Consider the following 17,797-nt stretch of genomic DNA (forward strand, 5'->3'; position numbering starts at 1 on the left):
CCTCGAATCTGGCCGCAGCACGGCTGCCAGGTCAAATGGGGCTAGCCCCACCACGGATTCGCGGGCCAGCACGATGGATCGCAAGGGCCGGACGGGCCACCATGGTTCTCGTGACTAGCAGCGTGACCGCATCTCCCGGTGCTCCGGCCGAACGTCCGGGGTTCCGGTCGCTGCTGACACCTTTGCGAGCGGCGGCCTGGCGCGCCTACCTGTACCTGGTGATGGCCTATGTGACCGCGGTGGTCGGCCTCGCGTACGTCTTCTGCGTCGGGCTGGGCTCCGCTCCGGTTCTCCTCACGGTGGCCGGCATTCTGTTGGTAGCCGGGGCGGTGTTGACCGGCCGACTGTGGAATCGGTTGCATCGGTCGATGGCCCGGCTCATGGGTGTCACCATCGACGCCCCGGCGCCGTTCATCCGGCCGGAGGGGTGGTGGCTCACGCTGCGGGCTGCGTTGACCGACGGTGTCGGTTGGCGGAGTCTGGGCTTTCTGGCGCTGCAGGGCGCTGTCCTGACGGTCGTCGGCTCCGCGGTGCTCGGCGCCGTCGCGGCGGCCGGGTTCCTGGTGGCTTCGCCTGTCGTTTGGTGGCTGTCCGGCCACGCGGTCGTGTTGATCGACCAGCGGGTGAAATCGCCGGGTGCCTATTTGCTGCTGTCGTTGGCCGGCCTTGTCGCGCTCTATGTGCTGGGCTGGGTGATGCTCGGTGTCAGTCGTGCTCATGTCCGGTTGGCCCAGGCGCTGCTGTCTCCGAGCGAGCGAGAACGCAGGGTGGCGCAGTTGGAACGTGCCCGCGCCGACGTCGTTGAGGACTCTGCCGCTACCCTGCGCCGTGTGGAGCGTGACCTGCACGACGGGACGCAAGCCCGACTGATCACCGTGGCCATGGCCCTGGCGCGCGCCGAGGAACAACTCGCCGAATCCTCCGAGCCGACGCGCGTCAGCGAATTGGTGTCCGACGCACTGGCGAACACAAAGGAGACGTTGACTGAGCTACGCGACCTGGTACGCGGAATCCGCCCGCCGGCACTGGATCTCGGCCTGGGCGCCGCGGTCCAAACGCTGGCGGCGCGCAGCCCGATTCCGGTCGAGGTTACCGACGACATCCAGGTGCGGCCGCCCGTCGGCGTCGAAACGCTGGCCTACTTCTGCGTGACCGAACTGCTGGCGAATGTCTCTCGGCACTCTGCGGCCACCGAAGCGACGGTTCGGCTGCTAAGCGATTCGGTGGATCTGCGGATCATTGTGTCGGACAACGGGTCTGGCGGTGCCACGGTGGGCGGTGGCTCTGGGCTCACGGGCTTGCGAGATCGGTTGGCGATGGTCGACGGTCGCCTGGAGATCGACAGTCCTGCCGGCGGACCCACCGCCGTCACCGTGGTCGTCCCGTCGGGGGCCGGGACGTGACGCGCGTCGTCATCGCTGAAGACAGCGCGATACTGCGCGACGGCCTGGCGCAACTCCTTGTCGAACGTGGGCATGACGTACTGGCTAAGGTTGGCAGCGCCTCGGAGTTGCTGGACGCGGCGGACCAGCTGCAGCCTGATGTCCTCGTGGTGGACATCCGCATGCCGCCCAGCTTCACTGACGAGGGCCTGGTCGCGGCGGTGTCACTGCGTCGGTCACATCCTGACATCGGTGTGTTGCTGTTTTCACAGTGGGTGGAAACCCGCTACGCTGCTGAACTTTTGGCCGGACATCCCGAAGGTGTGGGTTACCTGCTGAAGGACCGGGTGGCCGATATTCAGGAGTTTGACGCGGCGCTGCGGCGCGTCGCGGACGGTGGCACCGCGCTTGACCCGGAAGTGGTGCGGCAGCTGATGGGGTCGCGCCGCGCCGCCGATGTGCTGGACCGGCTGACCGCGCGGGAGCGCGAGGTGCTGGCTCTGATGGCCGAGGGGCATTCCAATATTTCTCTGGCCCAACGTCTTTCGATCACCGAGGGAGCAGTCGAGAAGCACGTGTCCAGCATCTTCAGCAAGCTCGACCTGGCACCGTCTCAGGCGCACCACCGTCGCGTGCTCGCCGTGATGACCTACCTCAACTCGTAGCTCGCGAGGATTAGAAGGCGGCTTCGTCAAGCTCCATAATGTCGTTGTCGAGCGTCTCGATCACCTGCCGGGTGCTGGACAGCAGCGGCAGGAAGTTCTTCGCGAAGAACGACGCCACCGCGATCTTGCCCTCGTAGAAGGCCCGGTCGGCGTCGCCGGCGCCGTCATCGAGCGCTTGGACGGCCACCGCCGCCTGACGCTGCAACAGCCAGGCGATCACCAGGTCGCCGACGCTCATCAGGAAGCGCACCGAACCCAGGCCGACCTTGTAGATGCTGGCGATGTCCTCTTGCGCGGCCATCAGATAGCCGGTCAACGAGGCCGCCATGGCCTGCACGTCCGCCAGCGCGACGGCCAGCAGCGCGCGTTCGGCCTTCAGTCGGCCGTTGCCGGACTCGTTCTTGACGAACTCTTCGATCTGGCCCGCCACGTGGCCTAGCGCCACACCCTTGTCGCGGACGATCTTGCGGAAGAAGAAGTCCTGCGCCTGGATGGCGGTAGTGCCCTCGTAGAGCGAGTCGATCTTGGCGTCGCGGATGTACTGCTCGATCGGGTAGTCCTGTAGGAAGCCCGATCCACCGAAGGTCTGCAGGCTCTCGGTGAGCTTGGCGTAGGCCTGCTCGGATCCGACGCCCTTGACCACCGGCAGCATCAGGTCGTTGACCTTGACCGCCAACTCGGGGTCCACGCCCTGCACCGCCTTGGCCACCTCGGCGTCCTGGTAGGTCGCGGTGTAGAGGTACAGCGCGCGCAGACCTTCGGCGTACGCCTTCTGGGTCATCAGGGACCGACGCACGTCGGGGTGATGGGTGATCGTCACTCGCGGCGCGGCCTTGTCCGTCATCTGGGTGAGGTCCGCACCCTGGACCCGCGACTTGGCGTAGTCCAGTGCGTTCAGATACCCGGTGGATAACGTCGCGATTGCCTTCGTGCCAACCATCATGCGGGCCTGCTCGATGACCTCGAACATCTGCGCAATGCCGTTGTGCACCTCGCCGACCAGCCAGCCCTTGGCGGGCACGCCGTGCTGACCGAAGGACAGCTCGCAGGTCGCGGAGGCCTTCAGGCCCATCTTGTGCTCGACGTTGGTGACGAACACGCCGTTGCGCTCGCCCGGCTCGCCGGTTTCGAGGTCGAACAGGAACTTGGGTACGAAGAACAGCGACAGACCTTTGGTGCCCGAGCGCGCTCCCTCCGGGCGGGCCAGCACCAGGTGGAAGATGTTCTCGAACAAGTCGCCGGAGTCAGCAGAGGTGATGAACCGCTTGACACCCTCGATGTGCCAGGAACCGTCATCCTGCTGCACGGCCTTGGTACGGGCGGCGCCCACGTCCGAGCCGGCGTCGGGCTCGGTCAGCACCATCGTGGCGCCCCAGCCGCGCTCGGCGGCCAGTACGGCCCACGTCTTCTGCTCCTCGGTGCCCAGGTGGTAGAAGATGTTGGCGAAGCCTGCGCCGCCGCCGTACATCCACACCGCCGGGTTGGCGCCGAGGATGTGCTCGTGCAGCGCCCACATCACTGCCTTGGGCATCGGGGTGCCGCCCAGCGCCTCATCGAGGCCAACCTTGTCCCAGCCGGCCTCGAGAACCGCGCGCACCGAATCCTTGAACGGCTCCGGCAGCGTCACCGAGTGCGTTTCGGGGTCGAAGGTCGGCGGGTTTCGGTCGCTCTCGACGAACGAGTCCGCGATCGGACCCTCGGCCAGCCGGCTCATCTCGCTCAGCATCTCGCGGATGGTGTCGGCGTCGAGATCGCTGAAGTCACCATCACCGAAGGCCTTGTCCACGCCCAACACCTCAAACAGGTTGAATACCTGGTCGCGGACATTGCTCTTGTAGTGGCTCACGCGTCCTCCTCGATGGGAATGCCACTTGATGGTTGGGTACTCGGGCTTAAGTTACCCACCAGTAACAGGGCCAAACTTAACGGTTCGGTAACTTCAACGCAAGCGGGTGTGAGCTAAATTTCATTGCCTAAGTAACCAACCGGTTGGCTTACGCCTGATTTTTTCCCTGGCGGACCTACTGACCTGCAACGATGATGAACCGGTGGCAACTGTGGCGACGATCACCGCGCTCCCAGTGGTGGACCTCCGCGACGACCCCGACGACTTGCGGTGCAGGCTCCGGACGGCCGCTCACGAAGTCGGCTTCTTCTACCTGACCGGCCACGGGGTGTCCGAAGATCTGGCCGCCCGGGTTCTTGCCTCAGCACGTCGGCTGTTCGCGCTGCCGCAGGCCGATAAGGACGCCATCGCGATGGTGCGCAGTCCGCATTTCCGCGGCTACACGCGCGTGGGCGGCGAGCGGACCGGCGGTGAACCGGACTGGCGCGAGCAGATCGACCTCGGGCCGGAGCGGGCACCGGTGGGTGGCCTCCGAAAGCCGGACTATCTGTGGCTACAGGGACCCAATCAGTGGCCGGCAGCACTGCCGGAGTTGCCCGGCATCATCGACGCCTTCGGCGCCGCGCTCTCCGGGGTGGCCCGCACGCTGTTGCGGCATTGGGCGGCCGCGCTGGGCAACGCACCCGATGTCTTCGACGCGGCCTTCGCCGGCGCGCCCGCCACGCTGATCAAGCTCGTGCGCTATCCGGGGCGCGCGGACACCCCGCAGGGCGTGGGCGCGCATCGAGACGCCGGGGTGCTCACGCTCCTTCTGGCCGAATCGGGCCGTCGGGGACTGCAGGTGCGCCCACGCCGGGACGGCGGCTGGATCGATGTTCCCGCTGTCGACGGCGCGTTCGTCGTCAATATCGGCGAACTTCTCGAGGTCGCGACCGGCGGTTACTTACGGGCCACCGAGCACCGGGTGAGCCTGCATTCCGGGGCGGAGCAGATCTCGGTGCCGTTCTTCTTCAATCCACGGCTGGACGCGCAGATTCCGGTCCTCTCGCTGCCGGCTGACTTGGCGGCGCGGGCGGGCATGTGCACCGACCCGTCGGACCCGATCTTCTCGATCTACGGCCGCAACGCCTGGAAGAGCAGATTGCGGGCACACCCCGATGTCGCCCGCGCGCACGGATATTCGACGGGTCCCGGCCAGCAGGCGGCGCCACGCGAGTAGGGTCAGGAGAGCGAGAACCACCGACACGAATGAAACCCTGGTGAACTCACCCGACAAGCTGACACCGTCGTCACTGCGCGAGGCCTTCGGTCACTTCCCGTGCGGCGTGATCGCGATTGCCGCCGAGATCAACGGAATCCGGGAAGGGCTGGCGGTCAGCACATTCGTTCCGGTGTCGCTGGATCCGCCGCTGGTGTCGTTTTGCGTGCAGAACACGTCGACCACCTGGCCGAAACTCGAAGACGTGCCGTCGCTGGGCATCAGCGTCCTGGGCGAGGCGCACGACGAGGCGGTGCGCTCACTGGCCGCCAAGACCGGTGACCGGTTCGCCGGTTTGGAAACCGTGTCCAACGGTAGCGGCGCGGTCTTCATCAAGGGCACCAGCGTGTGGTTGGAAAGCACGATAGTGCAACTGGTCCCGGCCGGGGACCACACCATCGTGGTGTTGCGCGTCAGCGACGTCCAGGTCGACCCCGAGGTGGCGCCGATCGTGTTTCACCGCAGCATTTTCCGCCGACTCGGTGCCTGACCGCGAGTACGCTCGGCGAGTTAGCGGCGGAACAGCTTGTTGCCCAACCACACCACCGGGTCGTATCGGTGGCCGGCCACGCGCTCCTTCATCGGGATGATCGCGTTGTCGGTGATCTTGATACCTTCCGGGCAGACCTCGGTACAGCACTTGGTGATATTGCACAACCCGAGGCCGGCGTCATCCTGTGCCAGATCGCGCCGGTCTGCCGTGTCGAGCGGATGCATCTCGAGTTCGGCGAGGCGGATGAAGAACCGAGGACCCGCGAACGCCTGTTTGTTCTCTTCGTGGTCGCGGATCACGTGGCAGACATTTTGACACAGGAAGCATTCGATGCACTTACGAAACTCCTGCGAGCGCCCGACATCGACCTGCGCCATCCGGTACTCGCCGGGCTGCAGATCCTTGGGTGGCGCGAACGACGGTATCTCACGCGCCTTTTCGTAATTGAACGACACATCGGTGACCAGATCGCGGATCACCGGGAACGTGCGCATGGGTGTCACGGTGACAACCTCGTCCTCGGTGAACGTCGACATCCGCGTCATGCACATCAACCGGGGCATGCCGTTGATCTCCGCCGAGCACGATCCGCACTTGCCGGCCTTGCAGTTCCACCGCACCGCGAGATCGGGGGTTTGGGTCTGTTGCAGCCGGTGGATGACGTCGAGCACCACCTCACCCTCGTTGACCTCGACGATGAAGTCCTCCAGTGCACCGCCGTCCGCGTCGCCGCGCCACACCCGCATGGTCGCGTCATATGTCATCTAGCTTCTCCGTCCAGGATGGGAGGCCAGCTCTTCGTCGGTGTAATACTTCTCCAGTTCCGAGATCTCGAAGAGCTCCAGCAAGTCCGGCCGCATCGGGACCTGCTCCTCGCGGCCGACGTCGACGTGGGGGAGAGCCGAGTCGCCTTTTGCTCGGCACACCAGCAGCGTGTTGCGCCAGCTCGCCTCCATCGCTGGATGGTCGTCGCGGGTATGGCCGCCGCGACTCTCGGTGCGCTCCAACGCCGCCCGGGCCACACATTCGCTGACCAGCAGCATGTTGCGCAGGTCGATGGCCAGGTTCCATCCCGGGTTGTACTGGCGATTTCCTTCGACCTGCATCTTGGTGTAGCGGGCGCGCAACTCGTCCAGCCGGGACAGCGCCTCGGAGATCTCACCGGCATTACGAATGATCCCGACCAAGTCGTTCATCGCATTCTGCAGGTCGATCTGCAGGTTGTACGGATTCTCCGGAGCCGAACCATCTTCGGGCCCTTCGAACGGCACCAGCGCCAGCTTGCCGGCGGCGTCGACCGCCTGCTCGGCAACGGTCGGGCGGCTGCTCAACGCTCGCACGTAGTCGGCCGCGCCCAGACCTGCGCGCCGGCCGAACACCAGCAGGTCCGACAACGAATTGCCGCCCAGCCGGTTGGACCCGTGCATCCCGCCGGAGCACTCCCCGGCGGCGAACAGCCCGGCGACGCTGGCCGCGCCGGTGTCCGGGTCAACCTCGATACCGCCCATGACGTAGTGGCAGGTCGGCCCGACTTCCATCGGTTCCTTGGTGATGTCGACCCCGGCCAGCTCCATGAACTGGTGATACATCGACGGCAATCGCCGCTTGATCTCCGCGGGTGTCAGCCGTGACGCGATGTCGAGGTAGACCCCGCCGTGCGGGCTGCCGCGGTCGGCTTTGACTTCGGAGTTGATCGCGCGTGCGACCTCGTCGCGCGGCAGCAGGTCGGGGGTGCGACGGGCCGAGTCGTTGTCCTTGAGCCACTGGTCGGCCTCTTGTGCGGTTTCGGCGTACTGGCCTTTGAACACCGACGGGATGTAGTCGAACATGAACCGCTTGTCGTCTGAGTTCTTCAGCACTCCGCCGTCACCGCGCACGCCTTCGGTGACCAGGATCCCCTTGACGCTGGGCGGCCACACCATGCCGGTCGGGTGGAACTGGACGAACTCCATGTTGATCAGCGTTGCGCCGGCCCTCAGCGCCAGCGCGTGGCCGTCGCCGGTGTACTCCCACGAGTTCGACGTCACCTTGAATGACTTGCCGATCCCGCCAGTGGCCATCACCACCGCCGGGGCCTCGAACAGCACGAACCGGCCGCTTTCGCGCCAATATCCGAACGCTCCGGCGATCGCGTCTCCATCTTTGAGGAGTTCGGTGATCGTGCATTCGGCGAACACCTTGATCCGCGCCTCGTAGTCACCGAGTTCGGCGTGATCCTCCTGCTGCAGTGACACGATCTTCTGCTGCAACGTGCGGATCAGCTCCAGGCCGGTGCGGTCGCCGACGTGTGCCAGCCGCGCGTAGGTGTGTCCGCCGAAGTTGCGCTGGCTGATCTTGCCGTCCTTGGTGCGGTCGAACAGCGCGCCGTAGGTCTCCAGCTCCCAGACCCGGTCTGGCGATTCCTTGGCGTGTAGTTCGGCCATCCGCCAGTTGTTCAGGAACTTCCCACCGCGCATCGTGTCGCCGAAGTGGGTCTGCCAATTGTCCTTTGGGTTGGCGTTGCCCATCGCCGCCGCGGCCCCGCCCTCGGCCATCACCGTATGTGCCTTGCCGAAAAGGGATTTGCACACCACGGCAACCTTGAGGCCGCGCTCGCGCGCTTCGATGACCGCACGCAATCCCGCGCCGCCGGCACCGATCACTACTACGTCGTAGGAGTGCCGTTCGACCTCAACCATGAATCCTCGCTTGTCTTGTCAGCCAATGAATCTGAGGTCGTGGATTGTGCCGCTGGCCACCAGCATGACGTAGAAGTCGGTGAGTGCCAGGGTGCCCAATGTGATCCACGCAAACGTCATGTGACGTTCGTTGAACCAGGTGATCCGCGACCACACCCGGTAGCGAACCGGATGCTTAGAGAAGTGCTTGAGCCGGCCACCGAACACGTGCCGGCAGGAATGACATCCGCCGGTGTAGGCCCACAGCAGCAGCACGTTGACGACCAGAACGACGTTGCCCAAACCGAACCCGAAGCCGGACGGCGAGCGGAACGCGACGATCGCGTCGTAGGTGTTGAGCGTCGCGATGGCGAAAGCGATGTAGAAGAAGTACCGGTGGCTGTTCTGAAAGATCAACGGCAGCCGCGTCTCACCGGTGTAGTGGGCCCGCGGTTCGGGGACCGCACAGCTCGCCGGCGATAACCACACCGCGCGATAGTAGGCCTTGCGGTAGTAGTAGCAGGTGATCCGGAACGCGAGTAGGAACGGTAATACCAGCATTCCCAACGGAATCCACGCTGGGAAGTGCGGAAACCAGACGCCCAGGTGACTGGCATGCGGCGCACACGATGCACTGATGCACGGTGAGTAGAACGGCGTCAGGTAGTGGTACTCATCAACCCAGTAGGCACTGCCCCAGAACGCGCGGATGGTCGCGTAGATGATGAACGCGGCCAACCCGATGTCGACCATCAGCGGCGGGAACCACCACGTATCGGTGCGCAGGTTGGACTGCGGTAGCTGTGCGCGCGTCGGGGAGAAGACGCCGGTGGCAGGACGGTTCGCCGTGGGTGCACTCATTGTGATGTGATCCTCTTCGCGTGGGCTGCTGGCAGCGTACCCACCGGAAAGCACCCGGTTTTTACGGGGGCTGGTCAGGACCGGCCGTGTCCGCCGAGGCCCTCGTCGTCGACGTCACGCCAGAACTCGGCGTCGTACTCGGTGTCGGGGATGCCGATCTTCTCTTCCGAATGCGGCACGGGGTAACTGGCCAGCTCGAGTTCGCCGGCGTCGATGTCGAGCAGCTCGACATCGTTGAGAATCCGCTCGGTGTCGTTGACGATGCGCCGCATCGCCGGGGTGTCGGCATATCGGGACTTCAACGACGTCACGCACCGTCTCAAGCCACCGATGAGGTCGTGCAGTTCGGCGAGTTCAGTAGTGCTGGACAACGGATCTCCCAGGGGATGAGGGTGTCATGGATCACATTATGCAACCGATACTATCCATCGCAGATCCAGCGCGTGAGACAAAGTCACGGCCCACCAGGAGGCAGACCAGCCATGCCATCAAGGCGCACCCCGGCCGAACGGGCGAAGACCCTACTGGCGCTGCACCAGCCGGGTAACCCGGTGATCCTGCCCACGGTATGGGACGCCTGGTCAGCGCGACTGGCGACCGACGCCGGGTTTGCCGCGCTCACCGTCGGCAGCCATCCGGTCGCCGATTCGATCGGTAAACCCGACAACGAGGGCATGACGTTCGACGAGCTGCTTGCCCGGGTCGCGCAGATCACCGCTGCGGTGGACGTTCCGGTGTCGGTGGACATCGAATCAGGCTATGGATTGCCGGCATCGCGGCTGATCGACGGGCTGGTTCGGGTCGGCGCGGTGGGGCTGAACATCGAAGACACCGTGCACAGCGAGGGCAAGCGGCTGCGCTCATCGGCCGAACACGCCGAGCTGGTGGGCGCGCTGCGGCAAGCCGCGGACGCCGCCCGCGTACATGTGGTGATCAATGCGCGCACCGATCTGTTCCTGCGCAAGGACGGCGGCGCGTCGGACCGTGTCGAGCGGGCGGTCGCGCGGCTCAACGAGGCCGCGGCCGCCGGTGCCGACGTCCTTTATCCGGTGGGCCGTCACGATCCGGAAACGTTGCGGCGGTTGACCGCTGAACTAGCTCTTCCGGTCAACGCGATCGCGCTGCCGGAACAGGACGATCCGGCGTCGTTCGGTCCGCTGGGTGTCGGCCGGATCAGCTTTGGCCCCTTCCTACAGGCTGCACTCTCGGTGCGGGCCAAGGAGATCCTGGCCCGGTGGGGCTGAGTTCGCCAGCTATTTGGTGATCGCGATGCGCTGTGCCTCAGTCCCGGCGGGGTCTTTATAGGCCCCCGCTATCCGGACGGTGAGCACACCGGCGTCGTAGGACGCCGTGAGCGCGTCGCTGGTGATGTGCGCCGGCAGCTGAAACGACCGGCGGAACGATCCGTAGCGAACCTCGTGCAGCGTTCGCCCGCCCTTCGCGGGGTCTTCGCCGGCCCGCTCGTCGCGACGCTCGCCGTGGATGACCAGGTCCCCGTGGCCGAACTCGACGTTGACGTCCTCGTCGACGTCCACGCCCGGCAGCTCGAGGTGGACCAGCGCGTCGTCGCCGTCCTTGACGATCTCCGCGGCGGGATTGAAGCCGCCGGTCAGCGGCTTGAACCAATCGGCCGCGGGGGCGGGTCCGAAGAACTCACGCATCCAGCGGTCGACATCCCAGGCGGGCCGCGAGCACAACGTCAGATTGCTCATTTTTGTCTCCTCATGCCTTGTGATTACCGACACCTTGTCGGCTTCACTGGTACAAACATGAGTCGAGCACGCTTAAGTCCCACCTGGGCGTTCGCCTAAAGCGAACACCTCAGGCCCGGACGTGATTTTCGCGAAACATACTCACAGGCGGTCGCCAATTCCGCGAAACATTTCGGCAATATCGCGTCCCTACTTTCGGGGTATGGCCCCAGTCGGAAATCCTTGTGACGACCGCCACATTCGCGATGTCGTGGTGGTCGGGCACGGCATGGTGGGCCACCGATTCGTCGAGGCGCTGCGCGCCCGCGACACGGACGGATCCTGGCGGATCACCGTGCTCGCCGAGGAATCCGATGCGGCATATGACCGGGTCGGGCTCACCGCCTACACCGAGCACTGGAAACGCGAGCAGCTGGCACTCCCCGGCAACGATTACGACGGTGACGAACTGGTGCGGTTGCTGCTGAGCGCGCGGGTCGCCGATATCGACCGGGCCGCCAAGAAGGTGCGGACCGCCGACGGCCAACGGTATGGCTACGACGCTCTCGTGCTGGCGACCGGGTCCTACGCGTTCGTCCCGCCGGTTCCCGGCCACGACCTGCCGGGCTGCCACGTCTACCGCACGCTCGACGACCTCGACGCCATCCGCGACGATGCCCAGCGCATGCTGGACGCCGGAAACACCAATACCGCTGTGGTAATCGGCGGTGGCCTGCTGGGGCTGGAGGCCGCGAACGCACTGCGCGGATTCGGGTTGCAGACCCACATCGTCGAGATGACGCCGCGACTGATGGCCCAACAGCTCGACGAGGCGGGCGGGGCGCTGTTGGGCAGGATGATCGCCGATCTCGGGATCGCTGTGCATGTCGATGTGAAAACCGACTGGATTGAATCCTTTGAGCATTTAGACGGGTGGCGATCGTTGCGAGTGCACCTGTCCGACTGCGAAGTCATCGACGCCGGCCTGGTGGTCTTCGCTGCCGGCGTCCGGCCGCGTGACGAACTGGCGTCCGCGGCGGGCCTACCGATCGCTGAGCGCGGCGGCGTGCTCACCGACCTATCCTGTCGGACAAGCGATTTCAATATATTTGCGGTCGGCGAGGTCGCCGCTATCGAGGGCCGCTGCTACGGGCTGGTCGGACCGGGTTACACGTCTGCGGAGGTGGTCGCGGACCGGCTACTGGACGGTGGGGCCGAGTTCCCCGAAGCCGACTTGTCGACCAAGCTCAAGCTGCTCGGGGTCGACGTCGCCAGCTTCGGCGACGCAATGGGCACGACCGAGGATTGCCTGCAGGTCGTCGTCAACGACCCGGTCAAGCAGACCTACGCCAAACTGGTGCTCTCCGACGACGCGAAGACATTGCTCGGCGGCATTCTGGTCGGTGATGCCTCCGCCTACGGGGTGCTGCGACCGATGGTCGGTTCGGAGCTCCCCGGCGATCCGCTGGCACTGATCTCGCCCGCTGGATCCGGTGATGGCGCCGCGGCTTTGGGCGTGGGCGCGCTGCCGGACTCAGCCCAGATCTGTTCTTGCAACAACGTGACCAAGGGGGACCTGACCGCGGCCATCGCCAACGGTTGCGCCGACGTGCCCGCGCTCAAGTCCTGCACCGCGGCCGGCACTTCGTGCGGCTCCTGCGTTCCCATGCTCAAGCAGCTGCTCGAGGCCGAGGGAGTCGAGCAGACCAAGGCGTTGTGTGAGCACTTCAGCCAATCCCGCGCCGAGCTCTTCGAAGTCATCAGCGCCACGGGGATTCGTACGTTCTCCGGATTGCTGGAGCGGTTCGGGACCGGAAAAGGTTGCGACATCTGCAAACCCGCCGTCGCGTCGATACTGGCCTCCACCGGCTCCGAGCACATTCTCGACGGCGAACAGGCTTCGCTGCAGGACTCCAACGACCACTTCCTGGCCAATATCCAGAAAAACGGCAGTTACTCGGTGGTGCCGCGGGTGCCCGGCGGCGACATCAAACCCGAACACCTGATCCTGATCGGTCAGATCGCGGAGGACTTCGGTCTGTACACCAAGATCACCGGCGGCCAGCGCATCGACATGTTCGGCGCCCGTGTCGATCAGCTCCCGGCGATCTGGAAGCGGCTGGTCGACGGCGGCATGGAATCCGGCCACGCCTACGGCAAGGCGGTGCGCACCGTGAAAAGCTGCGTGGGCAACGACTGGTGCCGATACGGCGTACAGGATTCGGTGCAGATGGCTATCGACTTGGAGATGCGCTACCGCGGACTGCGAGCACCGCACAAGATCAAGTTGGGGGTCTCGGGCTGCGCTCGGGAGTGCGCAGAAGCCCGCGCGAAAGATGTCGGCGTCATCGCCACCGAAAAGGGCTGGAATCTCTACGTCGGCGGAAACGGCGGCTTTACCCCCAGACATGCCCAATTACTGGCCGAGGACCTCGACGACGAGACGTTGGTCCGCTACATCGACCGCTTCCTGATGTTCTACATCCGCACCGCCGACCGGCTGCAGCGCACCGCGCCGTGGATCGAATCTCTAGAGGGTGGGCTGGAACACGTACGCGACGTGGTGTGCCGCGACTCACTGGGTCTGGCAGCGGAGTTCGAAGCGGCGATCGCTCGGCACGCGGCTAACTACGAGTGCGAATGGAAGGGTGTACTGGAGGATCCGGACAAACTGTCCCGGTTCGTCTCGTTCGTCAACGCACCCGATGCTCCTGATCCTACGGTGACTTTCACCGAGTACAACGGACGTATGCGACCGGCACCGACCGACGCCGGTAACTCCGACCCGGTGCTCATCGGAATGCCGCAAGTGCGTACGTGAAATGCGAAGGCAATAAGGAGATCTCATGAAACCACTTGACGACATCGCCGCCTTGTCGAAGCTTGCCCAGGTGACTTGGACGTCGGCGTGCGCCTATGACTACCTCATCCCCGGCCGTGGTGTGGCCGTGCTGCTCGACGACGGGTCGCAGGCGGCCTTGTTCCGTCTGGATGACGGATCGTTGCACGCGCTGGGCAACATCGACCCGTTCTCCGGTGCCGGGGTGCTTTCCCGCGGACTGGTCGGGGACCGCAGCGGAAGGGCAGCAGTTCAGTCACCGATTGCCAAGCAGGCGTTTGCGTTTGAGGACGGCCTTTGCCTCGATGACACCTCGGTGAGGGTGCCGGTCTACCCGACGCGGTTGGTCGACGGGATGGTGCAGGTCGGTCACACACGTGCGCAGGTGCGGGCTGCCTGAAACCGCCCGGCGATGAGCCGGGCCAGGGTGGGGTGGGTGCTCAGTGGCTCGCTGACCAGGTCAGCACCGCAGTTTCGCAGCTGATGCGCAAACATTCCGTCTGCCAAGAGGTATGACGCCACCGCTACTCGGCGATCCGACCGGCTGCGCGCCTCGGTAACCGCCTCCCGCACGCTGGGCGCACCGGTGGCGGCGAACGCCGGCCGCACTGACGATCCGAGCAACGCGGACAGTAACGTGGCGGTGGCACGCAGATCCGCACGCGCCCTGCTGTCCGATGTACCGGCTGCCGCGAGGATCACCGAATCACCTGGACGCCAACCGGAGTGGCTGAGCTGTTCGGAAACTATCTGTGCGATGTGTGGACTCGGACCCAATGCCGGCGTGACGGTGACATCGGGATGTCCGCTCGCTGCTATATGCATGGGCAGGTCGGTGTGGACGTGATATCCGCGGGACAGGAACGCCGGGACCACAACCGCCGGCTCGGCAGTGGCTGCCGCGGCGGACAGTATCTCGCTCGGTGTGGGCCCAAGTACGTCGACGAAGCCCACCTGCACGGGGTGGCCCAACACCGAGCCGACCCGCTCGACGAGGTCGCCGATCATGGCGAGCCCTTCCGGTCTTCGGGTGCCGTGCGCGACCAGGATCAGAGTCATGCCGCACCCGACTCTTCGTCGATCGCCAATCGGTAACCGCGTTTGACCACAGTTGCGACAATGCTCCTGTCGCCCAACGCTGCTCGCAGCCGCAACACCGCGGTATCAACGGCATGGGTGTCGGAGCCGTTGCCCGGCAGCGCGCGTAACAGGTCGTTGCGGGCGATCACCGCGCCCGGACGGTGCGCCAGGACGCGTAAGGTCGCCATCGCCGCGGGCGACAGCGGCTTGACGATGCCGTCGATCACCACACAGGAGCCGCGAATCTCGATGGTATGACCGGCCGCATGCACGGTTCGGGATCGATGCAACGGCAGCTGGTCGGCGATATGTCGGGCCAGCGCCCCCAACCGCATGCGCTGCGGCGACGACGTCGGAAGACCCAGCCGCATCAGCGGTTGGGCGGTCACCGGTCCGACGCACATCGCACGCACATCGGCACGCAGCGCGTCGATCAGCTGATCCGCGATACCCAACTCGCGGGCCCGCAGCAGTGTGGATGCAGCCGCCGGCGCGGAGGTGAAGCTGACGGCGTCGACCTGGCGGTGGGCGATCTGTCTGAGCAGCTGGTCGAACTCTCCGGCCGGCGCCGGCAACCATCGGTATACCCGGATCGGCACCACCTCGGCGCCCGCGGCGCGCAGCTCATGGACGAACTCGGGAAAAGGATCCCAGTGCTCGGTCGCACCGTGCAACTGCAATGCGATACGCCGCCCGTGGACGCCGGACTCGAGCAGGTGATGCAATACCTCGCGCGACGACTCCGACCCCGGGCTCCACTCCTCATGCAAGCCAGCCGCCCGCAACGCTCCGGTCGCCTTCGGCCCGCGAGACACGATCCGGGCGTGCGCCAGCGTGGTGATCAACTGGCCGGCCAGCCCCCAGCCGTCGGCGGCGGCGATCCAGCCGCGAAATCCGATGCCGGTCGTCGCGATCAAAATGTCTGGCGGGCGGGCGATCAATGCTGCGGTCTGGCGGTGCAGTTCGTCGTCATCGGGCAGCGCGACCTGGATGATTGCCGGAGCGCTGCAGACATCAGCGCCCTGTCGGCGCAGCAGCGCGCACAGCTCGTCAGCACGGTTAGCAGACGTCACCGCCACCCGGTAGCCGGCAAGCGGCCGCGAGTCGGGCTGGCCGATATGCGCCATAGGAAGTATGTATGCCTGACACGTTTCCGCCGCGTTACCCGGTAATTTCCGACGAGTTGCCCTGCCGTCACATTCGGCCGGCGTCGCTCATACGCGGGCTTGTGCTGCCACGGTCTCCGGTCCCGGCACGTCGGCCGCTGAAACCGGTCGGCGCACATACATCGCCCAGGTGAGCGCCGCGGCGGCGAGGTAAAAGCCCAGGAAAATCCAGAACGCCGACGTCTCCGCACCGGTGCTCTGGTAGGACTGGCGCAACACCAGGTTGATCGCGACGCCGCCCAGCGCACCGATTGCGCCGGCGAACCCGATCAGTGCCCCCGACATCGCCTGCGCCCAGTGCCGGCGTTCCGCCTCGGTCATCGCCACCCGGTCCTGCAACGACCGGCTACGCGCCTCGAAGATCGACGGGATCATCTTGAAAACTGACCCGTTGCCGATACCGGACAGGATGAACAGCGCGATGAACCCGATGACGTAACCGATCATCGTCGGTCCGGTAGCAGAGCCGCGGCCGTGTCCGTCGTAGGTGCTGACGGCGACCAACAGACCGGTTGCCAAAATCATGCCGGCAAAGACCGCCAAGGTAACGCGGCTGCCACCGATGCGGTCGGCCATCCTGCCCCCGTAGATCCGCGACAGCGACCCCAGCAGTGGCCCGAGAAACGCGATCTGGGCGACGTGTAGCGAGGCCTGCGCGGCGCTTTGGCCACCGGAAACGAAGTTGATGTAGAGCACCCGACCGAATGCGAAGGACAGCCCGATAAACGAGCCGAAGGTGCCGATATAGAGCAGCGAAATCACCCAGGTGTGCCGCTCGGACAGGATGGAGCGGTAGTTACCCGGCTCGATGCAGTGGTCCAGGTTGTCCATGAACAATGCTGCCGCAATGCCCACGACCGCCAGCAAGATCAGGTAGACGGCGCAGACCCAGTACGGTTGCCGGTTGCCCGCGGTGGCGAGCACCAGCAGCGCCACCAACTGGACGCCCGCCACTCCGAGATTGCCGCCGCCGGCGTTGACCGCCAGCGCCCGGCCCTTGAGTCGCTGCGGGTAGAAGGCGTTGACATTGGCCAGCGACGCAGAGTAGTTGCCGCCGCCCAAGCCGGTCAGCGCAGCGCAGGCCAAATACGGCCATAGCGGCAGACCGGGATTTGCCAGCAGCACGACCGTCGCGACGGTCGGGATCATCAACACCAGTGCCGAAAATGTCGTCCAGTTGCGACCACCGAATTTCGCGATCCCCAACGTGTAGGGAATGCGCACACATCCCCCGAAGAGGTGGCGATCGCTCCCAACAACAACTTGTCGCTGGGCGAGAAACCGTAAACGGGCTCGGGCATGAACAGCACCATCACCGACCACAGCGACCAGATCGAGAATGCGACGTGATCAGCGGCGACCGTACAGATCAGGTTGCGACGGGCGATGGCTTTGTTACCGGCCTCCCATGCGACGGTGTCCTCGGGATTCCAGTCGATGATCCGATGCGAGCGGGTCATGCGGTCACTAACCTCTCGTAGCACTTTGGCGGGTATAGAAACGCGCACTCGCCGGGCAGCGGTAATGCTCGCATCCGTTCACAAAGTTGGTCAAGCCGGATCCGGTCATATCTGCTGAAAGTTGTAATCCGGTTGGCTGAAAGGTTCCTGACAGTCGTGAAGTTAATACGGCTGCAGCACAGTAAGTCCCCGCCCGCATAGGCTGCCAAGTGTTAGTCCGACGGCGAAACTGAAAGTACGGCCTCGAGACCGCGCTCAGGGCGCGGAACAACCCTTGGATTCAAGCGGTCGCTGCAACAAAGGCGGACGGGTCTGAGAGTAGTCGGTTGAGTTCTTCGGCGGGGGTGCGCCAGCCGAAGCGCTTGCGGGGACGCGCGTTGAGTTCGGCCGCGACGTTGT

The 17,797-nt window shown here is 65.2% G+C and carries 15 protein-coding genes and 1 pseudogene; 7 read left to right on the forward strand and 9 right to left on the reverse strand.

Annotated elements, in window-relative coordinates:
• The first annotated feature begins 101 nt into the window (after positions 1-101).
• Together ACRDTL_RS19115 and ACRDTL_RS19120 are read left to right on the forward strand one after the other, a co-directional pair.
• On the forward strand, positions 102-1,403 hold the full coding sequence (locus ACRDTL_RS19115; protein WP_431508266.1) for a sensor histidine kinase: 1,302 nt from the start codon (positions 102-104) through the stop codon (positions 1,401-1,403).
• A complete protein-coding gene (locus ACRDTL_RS19120) occupies positions 1,400-2,047 on the forward strand; it encodes a LuxR C-terminal-related transcriptional regulator (protein WP_431508267.1) in 648 nt (215 codons plus the stop codon). The genes ACRDTL_RS19115 and ACRDTL_RS19120 overlap by 4 nt, the downstream gene beginning before the upstream one ends.
• A 10-nt stretch (positions 2,048-2,057) precedes the next feature.
• Here ACRDTL_RS19120 and ACRDTL_RS19125 read toward each other — a convergent pair whose 3' ends face one another.
• Positions 2,058-3,893, reverse strand: coding sequence for an acyl-CoA dehydrogenase (locus ACRDTL_RS19125; RefSeq protein ID WP_431508268.1), 1,836 nt, complete (start codon positions 3,891-3,893; stop codon positions 2,058-2,060).
• 202 nt (positions 3,894-4,095) lie between these two features.
• On the opposite strand from ACRDTL_RS19125, the gene ACRDTL_RS19130 reads away from it, so the two are divergent.
• A complete protein-coding gene (locus ACRDTL_RS19130) occupies positions 4,096-5,112 on the forward strand; it encodes an isopenicillin N synthase family dioxygenase (RefSeq protein WP_431508269.1) in 1,017 nt (338 codons plus the stop codon).
• A 40-nt stretch (positions 5,113-5,152) separates the two neighbouring features.
• On the forward strand, positions 5,153-5,641 hold the full coding sequence (locus ACRDTL_RS19135) for a flavin reductase family protein (RefSeq protein ID WP_431508270.1): 489 nt from the start codon (positions 5,153-5,155) through the stop codon (positions 5,639-5,641).
• Positions 5,642-5,661: 20 nt separating this feature from the next.
• Here the strand turns inward: ACRDTL_RS19135 and ACRDTL_RS19140 are convergent, their stop codons facing one another.
• The 4 genes from ACRDTL_RS19140 to ACRDTL_RS19155 form a co-directional block, all read right to left on the reverse strand.
• A complete protein-coding gene (locus ACRDTL_RS19140) occupies positions 5,662-6,408 on the reverse strand; it encodes a succinate dehydrogenase/fumarate reductase iron-sulfur subunit (RefSeq protein WP_431508271.1) in 747 nt (248 codons plus the stop codon).
• The gene (locus tag ACRDTL_RS19145) at positions 6,409-8,322 is read right to left on the reverse strand and encodes a fumarate reductase/succinate dehydrogenase flavoprotein subunit (RefSeq protein WP_431508272.1); all 1,914 of its coding nucleotides are present in this window, start codon (positions 8,320-8,322) and stop codon (positions 6,409-6,411) included.
• An 18-nt stretch (positions 8,323-8,340) separates the two neighbouring features.
• A complete protein-coding gene (locus ACRDTL_RS19150; protein ID WP_431508273.1) occupies positions 8,341-9,162 on the reverse strand; it encodes a hypothetical protein in 822 nt (273 codons plus the stop codon).
• A 74-nt stretch (positions 9,163-9,236) separates the two neighbouring features.
• Positions 9,237-9,533 (reverse strand): hypothetical protein, encoded by a 297-nt coding sequence (locus tag ACRDTL_RS19155; RefSeq protein WP_431508274.1) that lies wholly within the window; start codon positions 9,531-9,533, stop codon positions 9,237-9,239.
• Positions 9,534-9,644: 111 nt separating this feature from the next.
• Between ACRDTL_RS19155 and ACRDTL_RS19160 the strand changes: the two genes are divergently transcribed.
• The gene (locus ACRDTL_RS19160; RefSeq protein ID WP_431508275.1) at positions 9,645-10,406 is read left to right on the forward strand and encodes an isocitrate lyase/PEP mutase family protein; all 762 of its coding nucleotides are present in this window, start codon (positions 9,645-9,647) and stop codon (positions 10,404-10,406) included.
• Positions 10,407-10,415: 9 nt separating this feature from the next.
• Here ACRDTL_RS19160 and ACRDTL_RS19165 read toward each other — a convergent pair whose 3' ends face one another.
• Positions 10,416-10,874: an Hsp20/alpha crystallin family protein gene (locus ACRDTL_RS19165; RefSeq protein ID WP_431508276.1), complete on the reverse strand. Its 459-nt coding sequence runs from the start codon at positions 10,872-10,874 to the stop codon at positions 10,416-10,418.
• Between the two features lie 202 nt (positions 10,875-11,076).
• Between ACRDTL_RS19165 and nirB the strand changes: the two genes are divergently transcribed.
• On the forward strand, positions 11,077-13,674 hold the full coding sequence (nirB, locus tag ACRDTL_RS19170; RefSeq protein WP_431508277.1) for a nitrite reductase large subunit NirB: 2,598 nt from the start codon (positions 11,077-11,079) through the stop codon (positions 13,672-13,674).
• 25 nt (positions 13,675-13,699) lie between these two features.
• Positions 13,700-14,092, forward strand: coding sequence for a nitrite reductase small subunit NirD (nirD, locus tag ACRDTL_RS19175; protein ID WP_431508278.1), 393 nt, complete (start codon positions 13,700-13,702; stop codon positions 14,090-14,092).
• On the opposite strand, the gene ACRDTL_RS19180 is transcribed toward nirD, so the two are convergent.
• The 3 genes and pseudogenes from ACRDTL_RS19180 to ACRDTL_RS19190 all read right to left on the reverse strand — a co-directional run bounded on the left by ACRDTL_RS19180 (position 14,062) and on the right by ACRDTL_RS19190 (position 17,398).
• Positions 14,062-14,751 carry a sirohydrochlorin chelatase gene (locus ACRDTL_RS19180; RefSeq protein ID WP_431508279.1) on the reverse strand — a complete coding sequence of 230 codons (690 nt, stop codon included), beginning with the start codon at positions 14,749-14,751 and terminating at the stop codon, positions 14,062-14,064. The genes nirD and ACRDTL_RS19180 overlap by 31 nt on opposite strands.
• Positions 14,748-15,899, reverse strand: a complete 1,152-nt coding sequence (locus tag ACRDTL_RS19185; RefSeq protein ID WP_431508280.1) for a uroporphyrinogen-III synthase — start codon at positions 15,897-15,899, stop codon at positions 14,748-14,750. Before ACRDTL_RS19185 ends, ACRDTL_RS19180 begins: the two co-directional genes overlap by 4 nt.
• Positions 15,900-15,986: 87 nt before the next feature.
• Positions 15,987-17,398: pseudogene (locus ACRDTL_RS19190) on the reverse strand (nitrate/nitrite transporter).
• Positions 17,399-17,797: the final 399 nt, after the last annotated feature.

This window comes from Mycobacterium sp. (assembly GCF_050700595.1).
Taxonomy (GTDB): Bacteria; Actinomycetota; Actinomycetes; order Mycobacteriales; family Mycobacteriaceae; genus Mycobacterium.